The organism is Senegalia sp. (in: firmicutes) (assembly GCF_052088025.1).
Taxonomy (GTDB): Bacteria; Bacillota; Clostridia; order Tissierellales; family SIT17; genus Anaeromonas.
Map to the genome: position 1 here is coordinate 1 of NZ_JBQCYD010000023.1, position 16,269 is coordinate 16,269.

Here is a 16,269-nt window from a genome sequence, read left to right on the forward strand (position 1 = left end):
AAATAAAGATAGATATATTGATAATGGTTATCAATATATCTATCTTACTAAAAAAATTATTTATTTACCACGTTCAAAGAGTATTAATTACGTCCAATAAGTATTTTTGATAAATAATAATCTTATAAATACTCTATTGGGCGAACTCCGTATCTTTTGTGAAAAGCTTTAGAAAAGCTGTCACCACTTGCATACCCAACCATAGAAGCAATTTTATTTATATCGGTGTTTCCCATTGTTAAGAGCTCTCGTGCTAATTCCATTCTTTTATCTAATTTATATGCATATAAGGGTTTACCAAATATTTCTTTGAATCCAGTCTTTAATTTATATTCATTTAAGTAAACTAATTTAGAAATTTGTCTTATAGTAATATGAGTATCCATACTACTATCTAATATCTCTCGAGCTCTATATATGCTCTCTATTTCTGTTTTTGAAAGACCACTGTCTATTGTTTTATCTATATTTTGCTCCATCATATTATTTAAGCAAATAGAAAATAGCTCAAAAACTTTTGCTTCAAGATACATATCTTTTAAGTAGCAATTATATGGACAATTTTTAATCTGTTCTATTATTAATCTGCTTTCTGTAGGAAGAATAAATTTTTTTATTTTAAGGTCATTTTTAACACTTTTAAAAATATTTTTATCTAAAATTTCTCTTGGCAAATATTTATAAACTTCACTTGGATTTATTACCATTGTTAGACCAGAATAATTACATTTTGCTTTGTATTCTGAAATTTCTCTGATATCTTTTATTTTATATAGTATCGCTTCACCTGATTTCATTTCTAGATATGTGTCGGTATTTTTTTCTAACCACTCTATCTTTTCTCCAGAAAAAGTAGTTAGAATGTAAACATCTCCCTTTGTTTGGCCAGACATTTGAATGCTTTTTTTACATGTTATATCATTATAGCAAACCTCTAAGTTTTTACTAGATATTAATTTCTTAGAATAACCTTCACCAAGATCTTTTGGAATCTCAAAAATTGTATTATCTTCATTTTTATAATTACAATATAAATCTGTAAATCCTTGTTTTAGTCTGCTATCCATATTAGACAAACTATCAAATTCTCGCTTTATTTTTAGGCTCGCTATTTTTATCCCTCCATTACTAAAATAGATTTTTTATATTGATTTGAAATTAGCATATTTATTTTCTTCACTCTATCCAGATTTATATTATTAAAATTTTTATTCTTTTTTAAACAATGTGCCTACATTTGGATTCTTGTCTCCAAATTTTTCCATAACTTCATCTAATATTTTTCTATGCTCCCATCCCTCTTCTTCTCTTTTCTTTATATACTTATATACACCGAATACAGTTGATGGTCCGATTTGAGATGAAAAATGACCTATTCCTTGGTTCCAAGCAAATAGGGAAAAAAGTTCATCTAGTTCTTCAACACTAAGTCCTAGTGAATATGCTTTTATAAGCTCCCTTGTAGCTTGCCTATACCTTCCTGCACCTATAGCATTACTCATTGAAAGCATAAGCTTGGTTTTAAGATCTATTGCTGGATCATTTTTATCCCATATTGTTTCCCAAAAATCAACTACTGTTCCTGCTAAATCATCATCAATAACTTTAAAGTTTAAAATTGCAGTGGGCTTAAAGGGCATATCTGCTCCCCCTTCATAGCTTATCTCTTTCATTTCTGTTCTATAGGCATAGACTCTATATTCATTATCAGAGATTTTATCTGTCATTTGCTCATGAAATCCTAGATCTTTTAAAGCTGAATATAAGGGTTTTGGCTCGAAACTTTGAACCACACAAATCCCATTATTAATTTCTATTCCTTGTGCTTTTTTCAAAATCATAGGTAAAAAATTACTTGTTAAATTCCTTACGTCAATTACAAGAAACTCTATTTTATTCTCTTCCCATTTATTTTGCATATTATTCCTCCTGTAAATATCATATATTTAGAGCCGATTGATAACGATTATCGTTTATAAGATTATATCATATTATCATCTATAATACATGATTTATATAAGCTTTTTAAATCACTATACTATTATTTATTTCATCTTGACTTGACTATATTAAAAATATACACTTCAATTTTCCTAAATATACTTCCTTTACTTTTTCATACTACTCATTTAGAAAAATATCAATAGAAATCAAGGCAATAAAAAAATCTACCATTATAGTTGTTTATGATAACCTAAAATTACCCTAGTATAATAATTGAAAACTCCCCTAGAGGAATTATAAAATAACCCTATGAGATATTTCATGGGGAGGCTAAGGGGATGATTAATTTAATGAATAAACAGGAAATAATCCTTTCACATTTTAGAGAGGGAAAATCTCAATGGGATATCCATAGAGAAACTGGAATTTCAAGAAAAACTATTAGGAAGTACATTAAGGAATATGAAAAAAAGAAGCGAGAGTTACTAAAATCTGATGAAAAAAATAAGGAATTAATAGAAGACTTAGTATCTCCACCAAAGTATGATATTAGTAACAGGGTGAAAAGGAAGCTTACGGATGAAATAATAGAAAGAATCGATTATTTTATGAAAGAAAATGAGATTAAAAAAACCACAGGCAGAAGCAAGCAAATAAAGAAGAAAATCGATATTTATGAATGCTTGATTGAAGAAGGTTATGATATAAGTTACCCTACCATTTGTAATTTCATCAGAGAAAGATATGACAATAGCAAAGAAGCATATATTAGGCAGGAATATGACTTAGGTAAAACCAGTGAATTTGACTGGGGAAGCGTAAAGCTAATAATTGGGGGAAAGTCCAGAGCCATACAAATGGCAGCCTTTGCTACTGCTAAAGGAAACTACAGATATGCCAATCTTTATCAAAATCAAAAAATGGAAAGCTTCTTAGATTCCCATGTTAAATTCATTAATAAAATTGATGGGATTTATAGAGAAATAGTATATGACAACATGAAAGTTGCCGTGAAGAAGTTTGTAAATAAAGCTGAAAAAGAACCTACTGAAGATTTATTGAAACTCTCTCTGTACTATGGTTTTCAATATAGGTTTTGTAATGCTAGAAGGGGTAATGAAAAGGGACATGTAGAAAGAAGCGTAGAATATGTAAGAAGAAAGGTTTTTAGTAAAAGGGATCGTTTTGAAAGCTTAGATGAAGCTAATAAATATCTTCATGACGAGTTAGATAAACTTAATTTAAGAAAAACAAAATACAATAACAATAAAAGCCCTAAGGATATTTTAGATGAAGAAAAGCCTTATCTTTTAAAGAATTTACCAGATTATGATGCAGCTAGGACAACGGAATTAAGAGTAAATAAATACTCTACAGTAAGTATTGATGAAAATAAATATTCAGTACCAGATAATTTGGTTGGTAAGTTTGTATTTGCAAAGGTTTATCCTGAAAAGATATTTTTATACTACAAAAATAAACAAGTGGCACATCATATAAGGAATTATGGTAATCACACATGGAATATCAAGATAGAGCATTATATAAATACAATAAAGAAGAAGCCTGGGGCACTTCATTCTAGCACTGCAATGCGACAAATGAACCCCACGCTCCAAACCATTTACAATAATTATTATACAGAAAATCCAAAGGATTTTGTAGAGCTTCTTGAAATAATTAGTGAATATGGGCTAAATAAAGTTATAAAATCCATTGATGAATTACAAAAAATAAGCCCTACGGGTGTGAATACCATAAAAATAAAGACTCTATGTAACAGAAACGAGAATGTATCATATATCACAAATAACGAAAGGACTACTGAAATCTTAGAGAAATCAAAGACAATATTAATCGAATATGGAAATCTAGTACAAGATTCATATGTAGCCTTTCAAGAGGAGGCTAAAATTATATGAATAGTAAAGAAATCCATGAAAAAATATCACTGTTTTCAAAGGAGCTTAAGCTCCCATATACTTCAAAATACTTTAAAGATGAACTCAAAGAAGCCAATACAAAGAACCTAACCTTTGATGAATTTCTCTATGAATTACTTGAAAAAGAGTATGATCTCAGAAAAGAAAATGGAATAAAAAATAGAATTAGAAATGCCAAATTTCCTTATAAAAAGTACATAGAAGATTTAGTAATTAAAGATCTTCCGGAGGATGCTAAGGATAAACTTAAAGTATTTTCATCCCTAGAATTTATTAAGGATGGACAAAATATAATCCTTGCAGGAAATCCTGGAACAGGTAAGACCCATATGGCTATAGGTTTAGGGATAAAGGCTTGTACCGAGGGCTATAAGGTTCTTTTTACTACCATTCCCCTACTTGTAAACCATCTAAAAGAAAGTAGGTCAGAAAAAACTTTACGGTCCTTTGAGAGTAGATTTGAAAAATATGATCTCATTATAGCAGATGAACTTGGGTACATATCTTTTGATAAAGAAGGCTCTGAACTACTTTTCACATATCTTTCACTAAGGGCTGGCAGAAAATCTACAATAATTACTACAAATCTTTCTTTTGAAAGATGGGATGAAATATTCAAGGATCCTGTTATGACCGCTGCTATGATAGATAGACTGACTCATAAATCATATATAGTAAATATGAATGGCAATTCTTACAGACTAAAAGAAACAAAGCTCTGGTTAGAAAACCAATAATTTTTTTACTCCCCTAGGGGACTTTTCAGTTATATTTTGGGGGATTTTTCAATTGACAAATACAATAGTAGAATTCTACTATAATGGTAGATTTTTTATAACTGTATATTGTTTTTTATTTATATTATTGGATTTATCCTTTTTACTATTACTCTTTAATTCTTCTAATAAAGATCCTTTTTTAACACTCTTTCTTTTTTTACTTTCTTTTTCAAACTTATCTTTTATCTTACCTTTTTTTAAATTAATATCACTAAATTTATTATCTAGAATCAGTCTTTTATATTCTTTAGAACTGCCTTCTTCTAAATCTTGTGTCCTTAAAAGGTTATCTATTTCATATTTGCTTTTATCTTCATCTCTCTCACCTATCCTATTATCATGTTCCATATCATACTCTATCTCATCAAAATAATCGTTTAAAAGATTAATATCACTTTCCATATACTTGTTATACATCTCGGTTAATGTACTATCATCCGTTATATCTTTTTCTATAGATATGATAGCTTTAATATAGTTTTCATAGCTATTTTGAATTAGACTATTTAAAACCCCCTTTATTTCTTCAACAGATTTATTTTCTTTTTCAAATATATTAGTTGGTAGCTCATTATGGTAGTGTCCATAGTTCCAAAATATTTTTTCTTCATTTTGACCTATTCCATGGGCTTCTACAAATTGATTTCCATTAAATAATAGAGCATCTTCTCCTTTTACTGCTAAGACTATTGTTTCATCAGAAAGGGATGTCTTTATGACATCCCCTGGTTTAATATCTATATTCATTTTGTTATTTCTATATTTTCCACTTTTTTCTGCTACTTTGTTTTTAATTTTTTCTTGGTAATTATTATTTTGACTCTTAAAGGAATCTACATCTTTTGAGAATAACAATACATTCTCTTTTCCTATAATAAAATGCTCCATTAATTCTATTCCTAGAGTTTCACTCATACTAGACATTTTACTTGTTAGATGAATATCTTCATTGCTTGGTATTGGATTTCCACTAGGGTGATTATGATATATTGAATACCCTTTTAAATCTGGTGTTAGCAATAGATTCTTTGCTATTATTTTAAAATCTACAATAGATGAATCTACTCCCCCTCTAAACATCTCGCTTACGCCTATTACCTTATCATTACTATCATAGCTAATAATACCAAATACCTCTTGGTCATGGTGCTGATATCCTACTTTTAAGTTTTCTTTTATCTTTTCGATATCATTTATTATATTTAAATTCTCTATTTCTTTTCCGGCATAGTAGCTCGAGAAGTTTGTATAATCTAAGGTGCTGCTAAAGTCTTTATTTTTATAGTTATCCATCTCATCATTTATTAGTTCATATGAAGATGTAAGTCTATAGTCCCTATCACCAGTATTTGAATACAATTTATTATTTTCTTCATAATAAGTTAATTGATCTACTACCTTCATGCCAATTTCTTCAAATAAGGATTTAGCCCAATCTATTCTATAATTTGGTGTTTTTTCATTGAAAGCTAAAAATACTCTTGTCCCACCTGCTAACAATCCTTCTTTTAATGTATCTTTTATATCATTTTTTCTACTCAATCTTGATCTTCTTAAATCTACTGGCTGATTTTTAGTATTTACAAATACTATCGTTCCTGAATCTATTGTAGGCATTTTAGTTGTTTTAAGATATTTTATCAAAGTCTCTGGCTCTGATATTGCTTTGTTCTTATTTTTAATATCTGCTTTGGAAAATTCTATAAAATCTGTTAAGGGCTGAACCATCTTATCTTCATTTTTTATTTTATTATATAATTCTTCTTTATCTTTACATCCAAATTGTTCATATAAACTATTCATCTTTTTCACCTACTCTCCCTAAATTAACATCAAATAAAACTAATAGTTCCTTTAACTCCTTAACCTTCTTATCTTCTGGATTTTTCTTAATAAACTCCATCAACGCTTGGTGGTTAGCTACTTGAAAATAATCAAGTAACTTATTTGTCTTCATAAACTTATTCACAGTATCCCTCCTATTTTTCTCGTACAGTACTTACATTCATGTTGTAATATTCTTTGTCTTTTCCTTTCTCTATTAGCTTTTCTTTATGACTTTTTAATTCTCCTAGCAAAGACCTTTTCTTAGGCTCTGTCTTAGCTTTTTCTCTATCATCTAACTCTCCATAGGTTCTTACCTTAGAATCCCTCTCATCGCTATCATAGCGGTCTATAACACCATCATTATCCTTATCTAGGTCTAATGTATATATAAACTTTTCTAGCTCTTCTCCTTCAATATAGACAAGGTCTGAAAAATCTAAGAATTTTAATTCGTACTCTATCAAATCATTTAAACTTTGATATTTTTCAGAATTGATTATTTGGCCATCAATGTATCTATCTATACTAAGATTCTTTAAATTAACTTCAGATTTTATATCATGAAGTCCATCTTCTGTTTGAGTATATGCAATTTGAATATGCTCAAGATCTGTAAAATCAAAATCTCCACTTTCTTCTCCATACTCCTTACTAATAAAATCCATTATTAAGTCTTTTGCTTTATCTAACTGAGGACCATCTACATCTTTTGTTTGAATTTCTGTATTATTATCCATATTTAACAATAAGTCTAATTCTTTCAGCTTTCTTTCTTTGTCCCTTAAGTCTTTTTCATATGAAAAAGGTTTTTCTAATTCTTTCTTTGAAGATTTTAATTGTTTTTCTATAGAAATTAATTTTTCTTTAGTCTTATAATGCTTTTCAGATAAATTGTCTAAAAGATTATCTATTCTGGTAATATTTCCATAGACATCTTTTCCCAATGATACACTATAGCTTAAATTGTTTTTTAAAGATATTTTAAAGTCATTAGAAAAGCTATCGTAGGATAATTCCATTTTAAATCCTCGATAGCTTCCAATTAATTCTGCTTCTCTACTTTTTAAAGTTTTAGTTGTTTCTAACAATGCCTTTCCTGCTTCTTCTTTATCCATATAAACATTACCTTTAATTTTCATAGGTGTAAATTTCTTTTTACCATCTATCCCTAAGACAGTACTGCTATTTAGATTTTCTATATCATTTTTATATCCTTCTATTTTATTCTTTAAATCTTTAATCTTTCTAGGATAGTGTTTTAGAATATTATCTTCTAGCTTATATTTTTCACTTAGATAATTAGCCTTTAACATCTTTAATTTACTAACTTGGACATCTAAATCCATCTTTTCTTTTATTAATGGATTTCCTGTAGCAAGTGCCTTTATCTCTGCATAAGATAAAGAGGCTTCATCAACATCTTCTGCACTTCTTACAGGAGATTTTGAAGTCATGATTTGACTTATGAACTTCTGCTTGTTTTCTACTAATTGAAATAAATATGCATCAAAAGAGTTTTCTGTTACATAACGATAAATATGAACTTTATCATTTTCATTTCCCTGCCTTACAATCCTTCCCATCCTCTGTTCTAAATCTGATGGTTTCCAAGGACAATCCAAGTCATGTAATGCTATAAGTTTATCTTGAGCATTGGTACCTGAACCCATTTTCTGAGTTGAACCTATTAAAACTCTTATATCTCCATTTCTAACTTTTGCAAATAATTCATCCTTTTGTTTTTCATTTTTAGCATCGTGTATAAATGATATCTCCTCTTTCGGTATACCCTTTTCTACTAGTCTTTGCTTTATATCATCATATACATTGAAACTCCCATCATTTTTAGGAGTAGACATATCACAAAACACTAATTGTGAAGATTTCTGATCGACTGTACTATCCCATATAGAAAATACATTTTCTGCACATATTGCTACTTTACCTTTGTCTTCACTTGGTAACATGTCATTTATAAGTCTTTGATCTAAGGCTAGTTTCCTACCATCATTTGTAATTTTAAGCATATTGTCGGTTCTAGGATCTACAGATCCACCTCTCACCAGTTCAGCTCTTTCTGCTAAAGATTCAACCATTTCTTTTTGATAATGACTAGGTTTAACTGCTATAGTAGAAAATTCTGCTTCAGGTACAGGTAGTTTTAATACATCAGAAGTTTTTATATCTGCGACTTCTTTAAATGTGTTCATTAACTCTGGAATATTATAGAACTTAGCAAATCTTGTTTTAGCTCTATAGCCAGTTCCCTCTGGTGCTAATTCAATTGCTGTTACTGTTTCTCCAAAGGTACTAGCCCAAGCATCAAAATGCTGTAAGCCTTGAGATTTCAAAGTATCGTATTGTAAATATCTTTGCATAGTATATAATTCTCTCATGGAATTACTTATAGGAGTTCCTGTAGCAAATACAATACCTTTTCCTCCTGTTATTTCATCCATATATCTACATTTCATAAACATATCACTAGATTTCTGTGCTTCATTTTGTCCTATGCCTGCTACATTTCTCATCTTTGTGTATAAATATAAGTTTTTATATGAGTGAGCTTCATCTACAAATAATCTATCTACTCCCAACTCTTCAAAGGTTACTACATCATCTTTTCTAGATTGATCATTTATTTTTTGTAATTTTACCTTTAATGATTTCTTTGTCTTTTCTAATTGTTTTATTGAAAATTTATCTCCATTATTATTTTTTAATTCAGCTATTCCATCTGTTATTTCATTCATCTGTCTTTCCATATCAAGCTGTTGTCTTTCTATAGACATTGGAATCCTCTCAAACTGAGAATGTCCAATAATCACTGCATCATAGTCTCCTGTTGCAATTTTCCCACAGAATTTCTTTCTTTTCTTTGGTGTAAAGTCTTTTTTAGTTGCTACTAATACATTAGCTGAAGGATAAAGTTCCATAAATGAACTACCCCATTGTTCAGTTAAGTGATTTGGAACTACAAATAATGATTTATTACACAATCCAAGCCTTTTACTTTCCATAGCAGATGCTACCATCTCGTATGTTTTACCTGCCCCTACACAATGAGCTAACAAAGTGTTTCCACCATATAATGTATGAGTAATAGCATTTTTTTGGTGTTCTCTTAATTCTATCTCTGGATTCATTCCAGGAAATTTTAAATGACTGCCATCATATTCCCTAAGTCTGATAGAGTTAAATTTTTCATTATATATCTTTGTAAGTCTGTTTCTTCGCTCTGGTTCTTGCCATATCCAATCAGAAAAAGCTTGTTTTAACATCTCCTGCTTTTGTTGTGCTAGCATAGTTTCTTTTTTATTTAATACTCTGGTTTCTTTTCCGTCAGCTTGTGTTATCTTGTCAAATACTCTAACATCTTTTAGATTTAATGTATCTTCTAAAATCTTATAAGCATTTAATCTGTTTGTACCATAAGTCGTGCTAACTTTTACATTGCTGTTATCTACACTCTTTCCTTCTATATTCCAATTGGCTGTATATTCTGAGTACCTTACATTTATATCCCACTTACAATAACCAGGAGTTTCTAAAATTTCAAACATAAATTTCTCAATATCTTTTACAGGAATCCAAGTTGCTCCTAGTCTAACTGTAATATCACTTGCATCTATTTCTTTTGGTAAAACTTGTTCTAGTGAATTCATATTTATAGTTAAAGAGTCAATTTCTTTATTTAATCCATCAATCTTATCTCCCATTTCCTTATCTTTTATATCTACTAAACTCAATGTATTACTTATTTCTTCTTTTCTTTCTATTGCATTTTTTAATTTCTCTCTAATATTTCCACTTAAATATTCATCTGAAGAGAGATATTCTTTTGTGGTCGGATCTTGAAATATAACTCCCTCTAAAGCAACTACAATATCTTCTCTTTCCATATTAGTTAAGTTAGACATGTAATCTAAGTCTACTTTTCCTTTTTCTGATATAGATAAAGATAAGGCTTCTGAAGGTGTATCTACATTTTCAGCCACTATACTTTTTCTAATAGTTCTCTTAGAGAATATATCTGCTTTCCTTTTAAACTTAAAATTAGAATCTAGAATTTCTAGTGAGGAAAGTAAAGCATATGAAGAGTCTTCATCAAATATCTTATCATTTTTCTTATCAGTCAATCTTCCATATTTGGATACAAAATCATCATATATTTTGTTTAATTTTATTTGTATATCTCCTATAGTTTTATTATCAAAATCTTCAATTTGAGCATCTAGAAGCTCTCTTGTAGTATCTCTTATATGGATCATTGATTTTAATCTTTCTTTATTATCTTCATTTAAATCTTGTTTAATCATTATAGAGTTTTCTCTAAAATAAATCTCCTCTTCAACTATAGTAAAAGTAAAATTCTTAATATTAGGATCTGCTGGTATTATATTTTCTTCTACTGTTTCATCTTCTATATCTATATCCCATGTTGGTATGTCTCCTTCTAAATTTTGTATTGCATCATTTAATAAATTTTCTAAAGGTATATCTTCATATTGTTTACAAGTAGAGTCCAATCCATATTGAGTAGTTTCCATTTCCATATTTCCAAGTATCATTTCTGGATTGTCTATAAAATATTGATTTATTCTGATACCATTTTTATCTTTCCCTAAATTTAACCAATCTGGTTCAAGTTCTAACATCCCATCTCTCTTTTGCAAGAATATGATATCAGAAGTTACATTTGTTCCTGCATTAGCTTTAAAAGCTGTATTTGGTAATCTAATAGCTCCTATTAATTCAGCTCTTTCTGATATATACTTTCTTATACTATTATTTTCTTTATCCATAGTTCCCTTTGATGTAATAAAGGCAACAATACCTCCTGGCCTTACCTTGTCTAGTGTTTTGGCAAAGAAATAATCATGAATCAAAAAATTATTTTTATCATATTTTTTATCTAGAACTTTATATTGTCCAAATGGTACATTTCCTATTGCTACATCAAAAATGTTATCTGGAAAATCTGTTTCTTCAAAACTCTTAATATCAATCTGAGCATTCTGGTATAGTTGTTTTGCTATTCTTCCTGATAAATCATCTAATTCAACTCCATATAGCCTGCTTTCTTTCATGCTTTCAGGCAATAATCCCATAAAATTCCCTACTCCGCAGCTTGGCTCAAGTATATTACCATTTTCAAAACCCATATTTGCTAATGCTTGATACATTGATTTTACAATTATAGGTGAAGTATAGTGAGCATTTAATGTAGATTCTCTGGCACTTATATATTCTTCATCAGTTAATAGGTTTTTAAGTTCCAAGTACTCCCTAGCCCAACTACTATTATTAATATCAAAAGCTTCAGGTAAGCCTCCCCATCCAACATATTTTGATAATATTTCTTGCTCTTCTTTTGTAGCAAATCTATCTTCTTTTTCAAGTAACTTTAAAGTTCTAATAACATCTATATTCCAGTTAAATTTCTCTTTAGGACCTGCTACTCCAAGTTCATCATTGCTTATAGAAAAATCTATCTTTTCTGCTTCCTTAGAACTGTCAATCACTAAATCTTTCTCTAAATATTTTATACAATCCTCTCTATTATCAAATTCCTCAACTTCACTTTCATCCTTTGAATAATTAAGTCCTACCCATTTATTATCTGAATAAGTTATATATAGATTTGATGAGATCTCTAATTCTTTATCAAGTCTTCCATTAATTAGTTTTGATGCTTGTAGTGGTGTTAATCTTTTAATATCTGCTGGAATATTTTTATCCCAATCTAGTCTATCTTGCTCTATATCTTCAATGTCAGTACTATCTCCAATAACTTCCGAATCATTCTCTTTTTTTTGCAATAAAAAAGCAGTAGACTCTTTATCTACCGCATTTTTTATTATATTCTCTTGTTCTTTTTCTGTTGGAAATAGATTAGAATCATTTCCTTCAAATTTTAACTGAATATTATCTGTTTTCTGATTGTCTCTTCTATGGTTTCTTTTATATTGTTCATCATCCCTATCCACTTCATTTGATCTGTTGCTTTCATTTCCTCTGTTATTCCTAGAGATTTTTGTAGTTTGGGTGTCTCCATCTCTATTAGCCTTATTGATTCTTTCTGGATCATCTGCAAATGATTCTCCAGTTTCCCTTCTATCTTCAGACTGCTGTAATATGCTTGTCTGTTCTCCCTTAAGTACTTCTCTCTCATCCTGCCATATTTCCCTATCTTTGTTTCTTTCACTTCTAAGTTCGGTATCAGTACTTCCCCCTCTAGGATATAATTCCCTCCCATTTTTTCGTAAGTTGTCTTCTTCATTATTGGTGTGTAAGTCTCGTCTTCCTTCAAATAATCTACCCCTGCTAAATTGACCTTCTCTTTCATCTCCATTCCCTCCTCCTATATCACTATCTGTAGCACTTCTATTTTCATTTTTAAGCCTACTTTCTTTGTTAGCCATATTATACCTTGACTCAGTAGTATTTTGCAATACATTATAGACATTATGTTGTCTATAATCTTCTTTTTCTATTCTTTTAATTTCCTCAGCTAATTCAGCTATTATTTTCTTAGTTATTAAAGAACTATAAGTTCCTATGGAACTAATCAAGTGAGTATTATTAAAATAAATAATATCGCTAAAATCATCTTTTTCAAAATACTGCTCAGGATCTAAACCCATTCTAACCATAGTACTATATGAAGAAGATTTAGTTAAAATATCTTTTACCATTCTTATAGTCTCATCCTCTTCCAATCCATCAATCATGGAACCTTCTTTACTGTCTTCAATTTCATAAAGAACATCACTTAACAATTCGTCGGATTGTTGCCAAACCAAATTAAATACCCTAGTCTCAATACTTTTATCTTCTGTTTTTAAAATTTTATACCTTTCTTCTAATTCCATAAACGCTGCTTCATCTTTATCCTTATTAAATTTGAATAGTTTTAGTTGTTTTTTTGCATCTAAAGTTTCATGAGTATCTGAGATATCAAATACGTACTTTAATTTTAAACTTCCACTTGAGTAGTCTAATAGCGGAATTCCTTTTGCACCTCTATTTATCCATCTATGCATCCTCTTATTCCAAAATTCCATAGTAGCACAAGCCTTTGCATCTGGCCTTAGAGCATATATGAGAACCTGATCTTCAAATGGGTACTTATACATATATGCTGAAGAATGGAGAAACTTCTTCCAGTCATCTTCACTTCTTATTATTTCTTTTGTCTTTTCTTTAGATAATTGAAATATATTATCTACTTTGTTCATTGTTTTTACCTCCTTTTGGACATTAAAAAAAGATAGATTTTTTAAGTCTATCTTTTTTAATACTGAAGTATATATTTGATATATATTTGATTAAATTATTTAGTTAACTTTCTGTTTCATGTATTATCAATATTTTCGCTTACTTTTCTAAACTCTAGATCCTCGAATTCTTCTAATGATTCCTTATATAAAACTAAATAGTCCTGTATAGTCTTAATCATGGAGTCTAATTCCTCTCTTGTTTCTTGGCATAAATCTTGGAATTCTTCATGAGCTTTATCCATAGCAATTTGAGCATAGCCATCTAAATATTCATCATATGCTTCTGCACTATATTCCTCTTGAAGTATACTATTCGCTCTTTCCGTAGAATCAAAGCAAACTAATTCAAATAATTTTTCATTACAAGATATATCTTCAAATTGTTTTTCAAGTATTTCTAGATTTTCATAATACTCATTTAATTCATCTAGAACATTATCATCATCAGTTAATTTATACGCTACATCACAAATTGTGTCAAAGTACTTTGTACATTCATTAATCTCTTTAATTATATTGTCAATTGTTATTTGTCTTAACCTATCTTCTGTATCATTATAAAAATATCCTTCACCATCTAAATCATCATAATAAGAGTAAACTTGATTAAACAATTCTTCCTTAAGTGCAAATAAATTTGATAGATGCATTTTAACTTCCAATAACAAAGGAAGATAATCATATTCAAAATATGGTGTTGATAATTCCTCTATTTCTTTTGTCATTTCATTTTTCAAGAATTTAATATAATCTTGATTTCTGCTTATAAATCCAAATTCGATATTATGCCTACTTTCATCAGAATAATTTGCTGAACCTACATATGCAACATTATTTGTCATTATAATTTTACCATGATTTTTAAAATTAAAAAACACACTAACTTTTTCTCAAATACTATCTGGTCTCAATTTATTTAAATAAATATTTATTTTCTTTTTTGCAGCATTTCTATAAATATCTTTATCATGGTAATAATATGTATCCCAGCGTGAAGGTATATTTGTAAATATACTTATCTTTGCCCCTTGAGGTGTATTAGCAAGTTTTTTAATTAAAGATGACTGTTTTTGTGAAATATTATAAGTAACAATAATAATTTCTTCAGCATTTTTAAAATCATCTAAAACCTCCTGATATCCTAATTCATCCTTAGTATATATAAACTTAGCATCTGGAACTATATATTCCTTTTTCAATTACATCTCCCCTAAAAATATGAATTTTTTAACCACATTTTTCCGTTTAAATTATATCACCAAAAACTACCAAATTTATAATATTATCTACTTAAATTTTCATCAAATTACTTAACTTTATAGATAATTTTTGATTCTAATAGTAAACTTAGTAAATTAAATATTTCTTCACATGTGCTGCTTTCATTAAATATTATTCTTAAAGAAGAGTTAATATTTTCATGTTCTTGTTTTTGAGATTTATTTTCTACATCATCAATGAAAAAACTTAACTTTTTAAAATTAAATCCCAAATTTTTACTATTGTCTAGAAAGGTCATACTGCCTATTCTATTAATAATTGACGATAGTTTAAGTTCATCAGTTACTATATCGTAAGATTTATCTAGATTTATTTTTAAATAATGTTTTTCTTTCTTCCCATATGCTGAATTTAAAGCTTTTTTAATTATATCAAAATGTTGATCAAGACAATCCGAAGATACTTTAAATTTAATTTCTTTTTGATATTTATCATGTTTTTGTTTTACTACTTCTACTTTTAAACCATTAAAAATTATTTGGGTATCTAAATCTGCATATTTAGACTTATTGCTAGTCAATTCATTTCTTATAAATTCAAAACTTTTGTCTGTATCAATGTTTATCTTTTCTTTTGTTTCGAAAGATGTATAAGGAAAAATTCTCGTTTCAAAATAATCTATTACTTTAAGTAGCTCATTATTCACAACATCAAAACCCATCAAAGAAAGCAATGTAGAAAATTCTTTATCAGATGCATTCTCCTTAAATGTAGTTTTACATTCATCATTAATAATCTTAATAATATTATTAATCCCTTCTTTAGATGATAAGTTGAATCCTTGCAATAAGTTTAGTGGTGGCTTTAAATCACTTATTGTAATTCCTATACCAATTGGTATTACTTTAACCTTCTTAGAATAAGCAAAGCCCGATTCAAAGTAAATCCAATTAGACTTTATAGAGCTGGGGGTTATAAAAACAAACATTATAATAGATTCATCTAACCCTTGCTCAATTTTATGAACCCAATTTGTACCAAATGGTATACTCTGTCCATCACTCGATAAAAAGACATCAAGCATACTACCAGTTTTTTCTTGAATCAAATCTTTCAGATAATTAACAACTTTGCTATCTTTTGAAGAATGGCTAAAAAATATAGTGGATTTTTTCAACATAACACACTCCTTAAATTATTTTATTAAATTCATCTATTTATATTAATTGTATATTTTTAAAAAGCTGTAATCTTATTTAATAATTATTTTTA

The 16,269-nt window shown here is 28.7% G+C and carries 10 protein-coding genes; 2 read left to right on the top strand and 8 right to left on the bottom strand.

What is annotated here, in order from left to right; genetic code table 11:
- Positions 1-122: 122 nt before the first annotated feature.
- Together ACTHUW_RS07770 and ACTHUW_RS07775 are read right to left on the bottom strand one after the other, a co-directional pair.
- A complete protein-coding gene (locus ACTHUW_RS07770; RefSeq protein ID WP_442197182.1) occupies positions 123-1,067 on the bottom strand; it encodes a helix-turn-helix transcriptional regulator in 945 nt (314 codons plus the stop codon).
- Between the two features lie 141 nt (positions 1,068-1,208).
- A complete protein-coding gene (locus tag ACTHUW_RS07775; RefSeq protein ID WP_442197181.1) occupies positions 1,209-1,919 on the bottom strand; it encodes a DUF2249 domain-containing protein in 711 nt (236 codons plus the stop codon).
- Between the two features lie 363 nt (positions 1,920-2,282).
- Here ACTHUW_RS07775 and istA point away from each other — a divergent pair, with 363 nt between their 5' ends.
- Positions 2,283-3,866 carry an IS21 family transposase gene (gene istA, locus ACTHUW_RS07780; RefSeq protein ID WP_442197180.1) on the top strand — a complete coding sequence of 528 codons (1,584 nt, stop codon included), beginning with the start codon at positions 2,283-2,285 and terminating at the stop codon, positions 3,864-3,866.
- Positions 3,863-4,624, top strand: a complete 762-nt coding sequence (gene istB, locus ACTHUW_RS07785; protein WP_442197179.1) for an IS21-like element helper ATPase IstB — start codon at positions 3,863-3,865, stop codon at positions 4,622-4,624. The genes istA and istB overlap by 4 nt, the downstream gene beginning before the upstream one ends.
- A 78-nt stretch (positions 4,625-4,702) precedes the next feature.
- On the opposite strand, the gene ACTHUW_RS07790 is transcribed toward istB, so the two are convergent.
- The 6 genes from ACTHUW_RS07790 to ACTHUW_RS07815 all read right to left on the bottom strand — a co-directional run bounded on the left by ACTHUW_RS07790 (position 4,703) and on the right by ACTHUW_RS07815 (position 16,174).
- Positions 4,703-6,469, bottom strand: coding sequence for a JAB domain-containing protein (locus ACTHUW_RS07790; RefSeq protein WP_442197191.1), 1,767 nt, complete (start codon positions 6,467-6,469; stop codon positions 4,703-4,705).
- Positions 6,462-6,635, bottom strand: coding sequence for a hypothetical protein (locus ACTHUW_RS07795; protein WP_442197178.1), 174 nt, complete (start codon positions 6,633-6,635; stop codon positions 6,462-6,464). The genes ACTHUW_RS07790 and ACTHUW_RS07795 overlap by 8 nt, the downstream gene beginning before the upstream one ends.
- 10 nt (positions 6,636-6,645) lie before the next feature.
- Positions 6,646-13,734 (bottom strand): helicase-related protein, encoded by a 7,089-nt coding sequence (locus tag ACTHUW_RS07800; protein WP_442197177.1) that lies wholly within the window; start codon positions 13,732-13,734, stop codon positions 6,646-6,648.
- A 116-nt stretch (positions 13,735-13,850) separates the two neighbouring features.
- Positions 13,851-14,618 carry a hypothetical protein gene (locus ACTHUW_RS07805; protein WP_442212908.1) on the bottom strand — a complete coding sequence of 256 codons (768 nt, stop codon included), beginning with the start codon at positions 14,616-14,618 and terminating at the stop codon, positions 13,851-13,853.
- Between the two features lie 48 nt (positions 14,619-14,666).
- Positions 14,667-14,975 carry a hypothetical protein gene (locus tag ACTHUW_RS07810; RefSeq protein ID WP_442197175.1) on the bottom strand — a complete coding sequence of 103 codons (309 nt, stop codon included), beginning with the start codon at positions 14,973-14,975 and terminating at the stop codon, positions 14,667-14,669.
- Between the two features lie 107 nt (positions 14,976-15,082).
- A complete protein-coding gene (locus tag ACTHUW_RS07815; protein ID WP_442197174.1) occupies positions 15,083-16,174 on the bottom strand; it encodes a toll/interleukin-1 receptor domain-containing protein in 1,092 nt (363 codons plus the stop codon).
- Between the last annotated feature and the right edge of the window lie 95 nt (positions 16,175-16,269).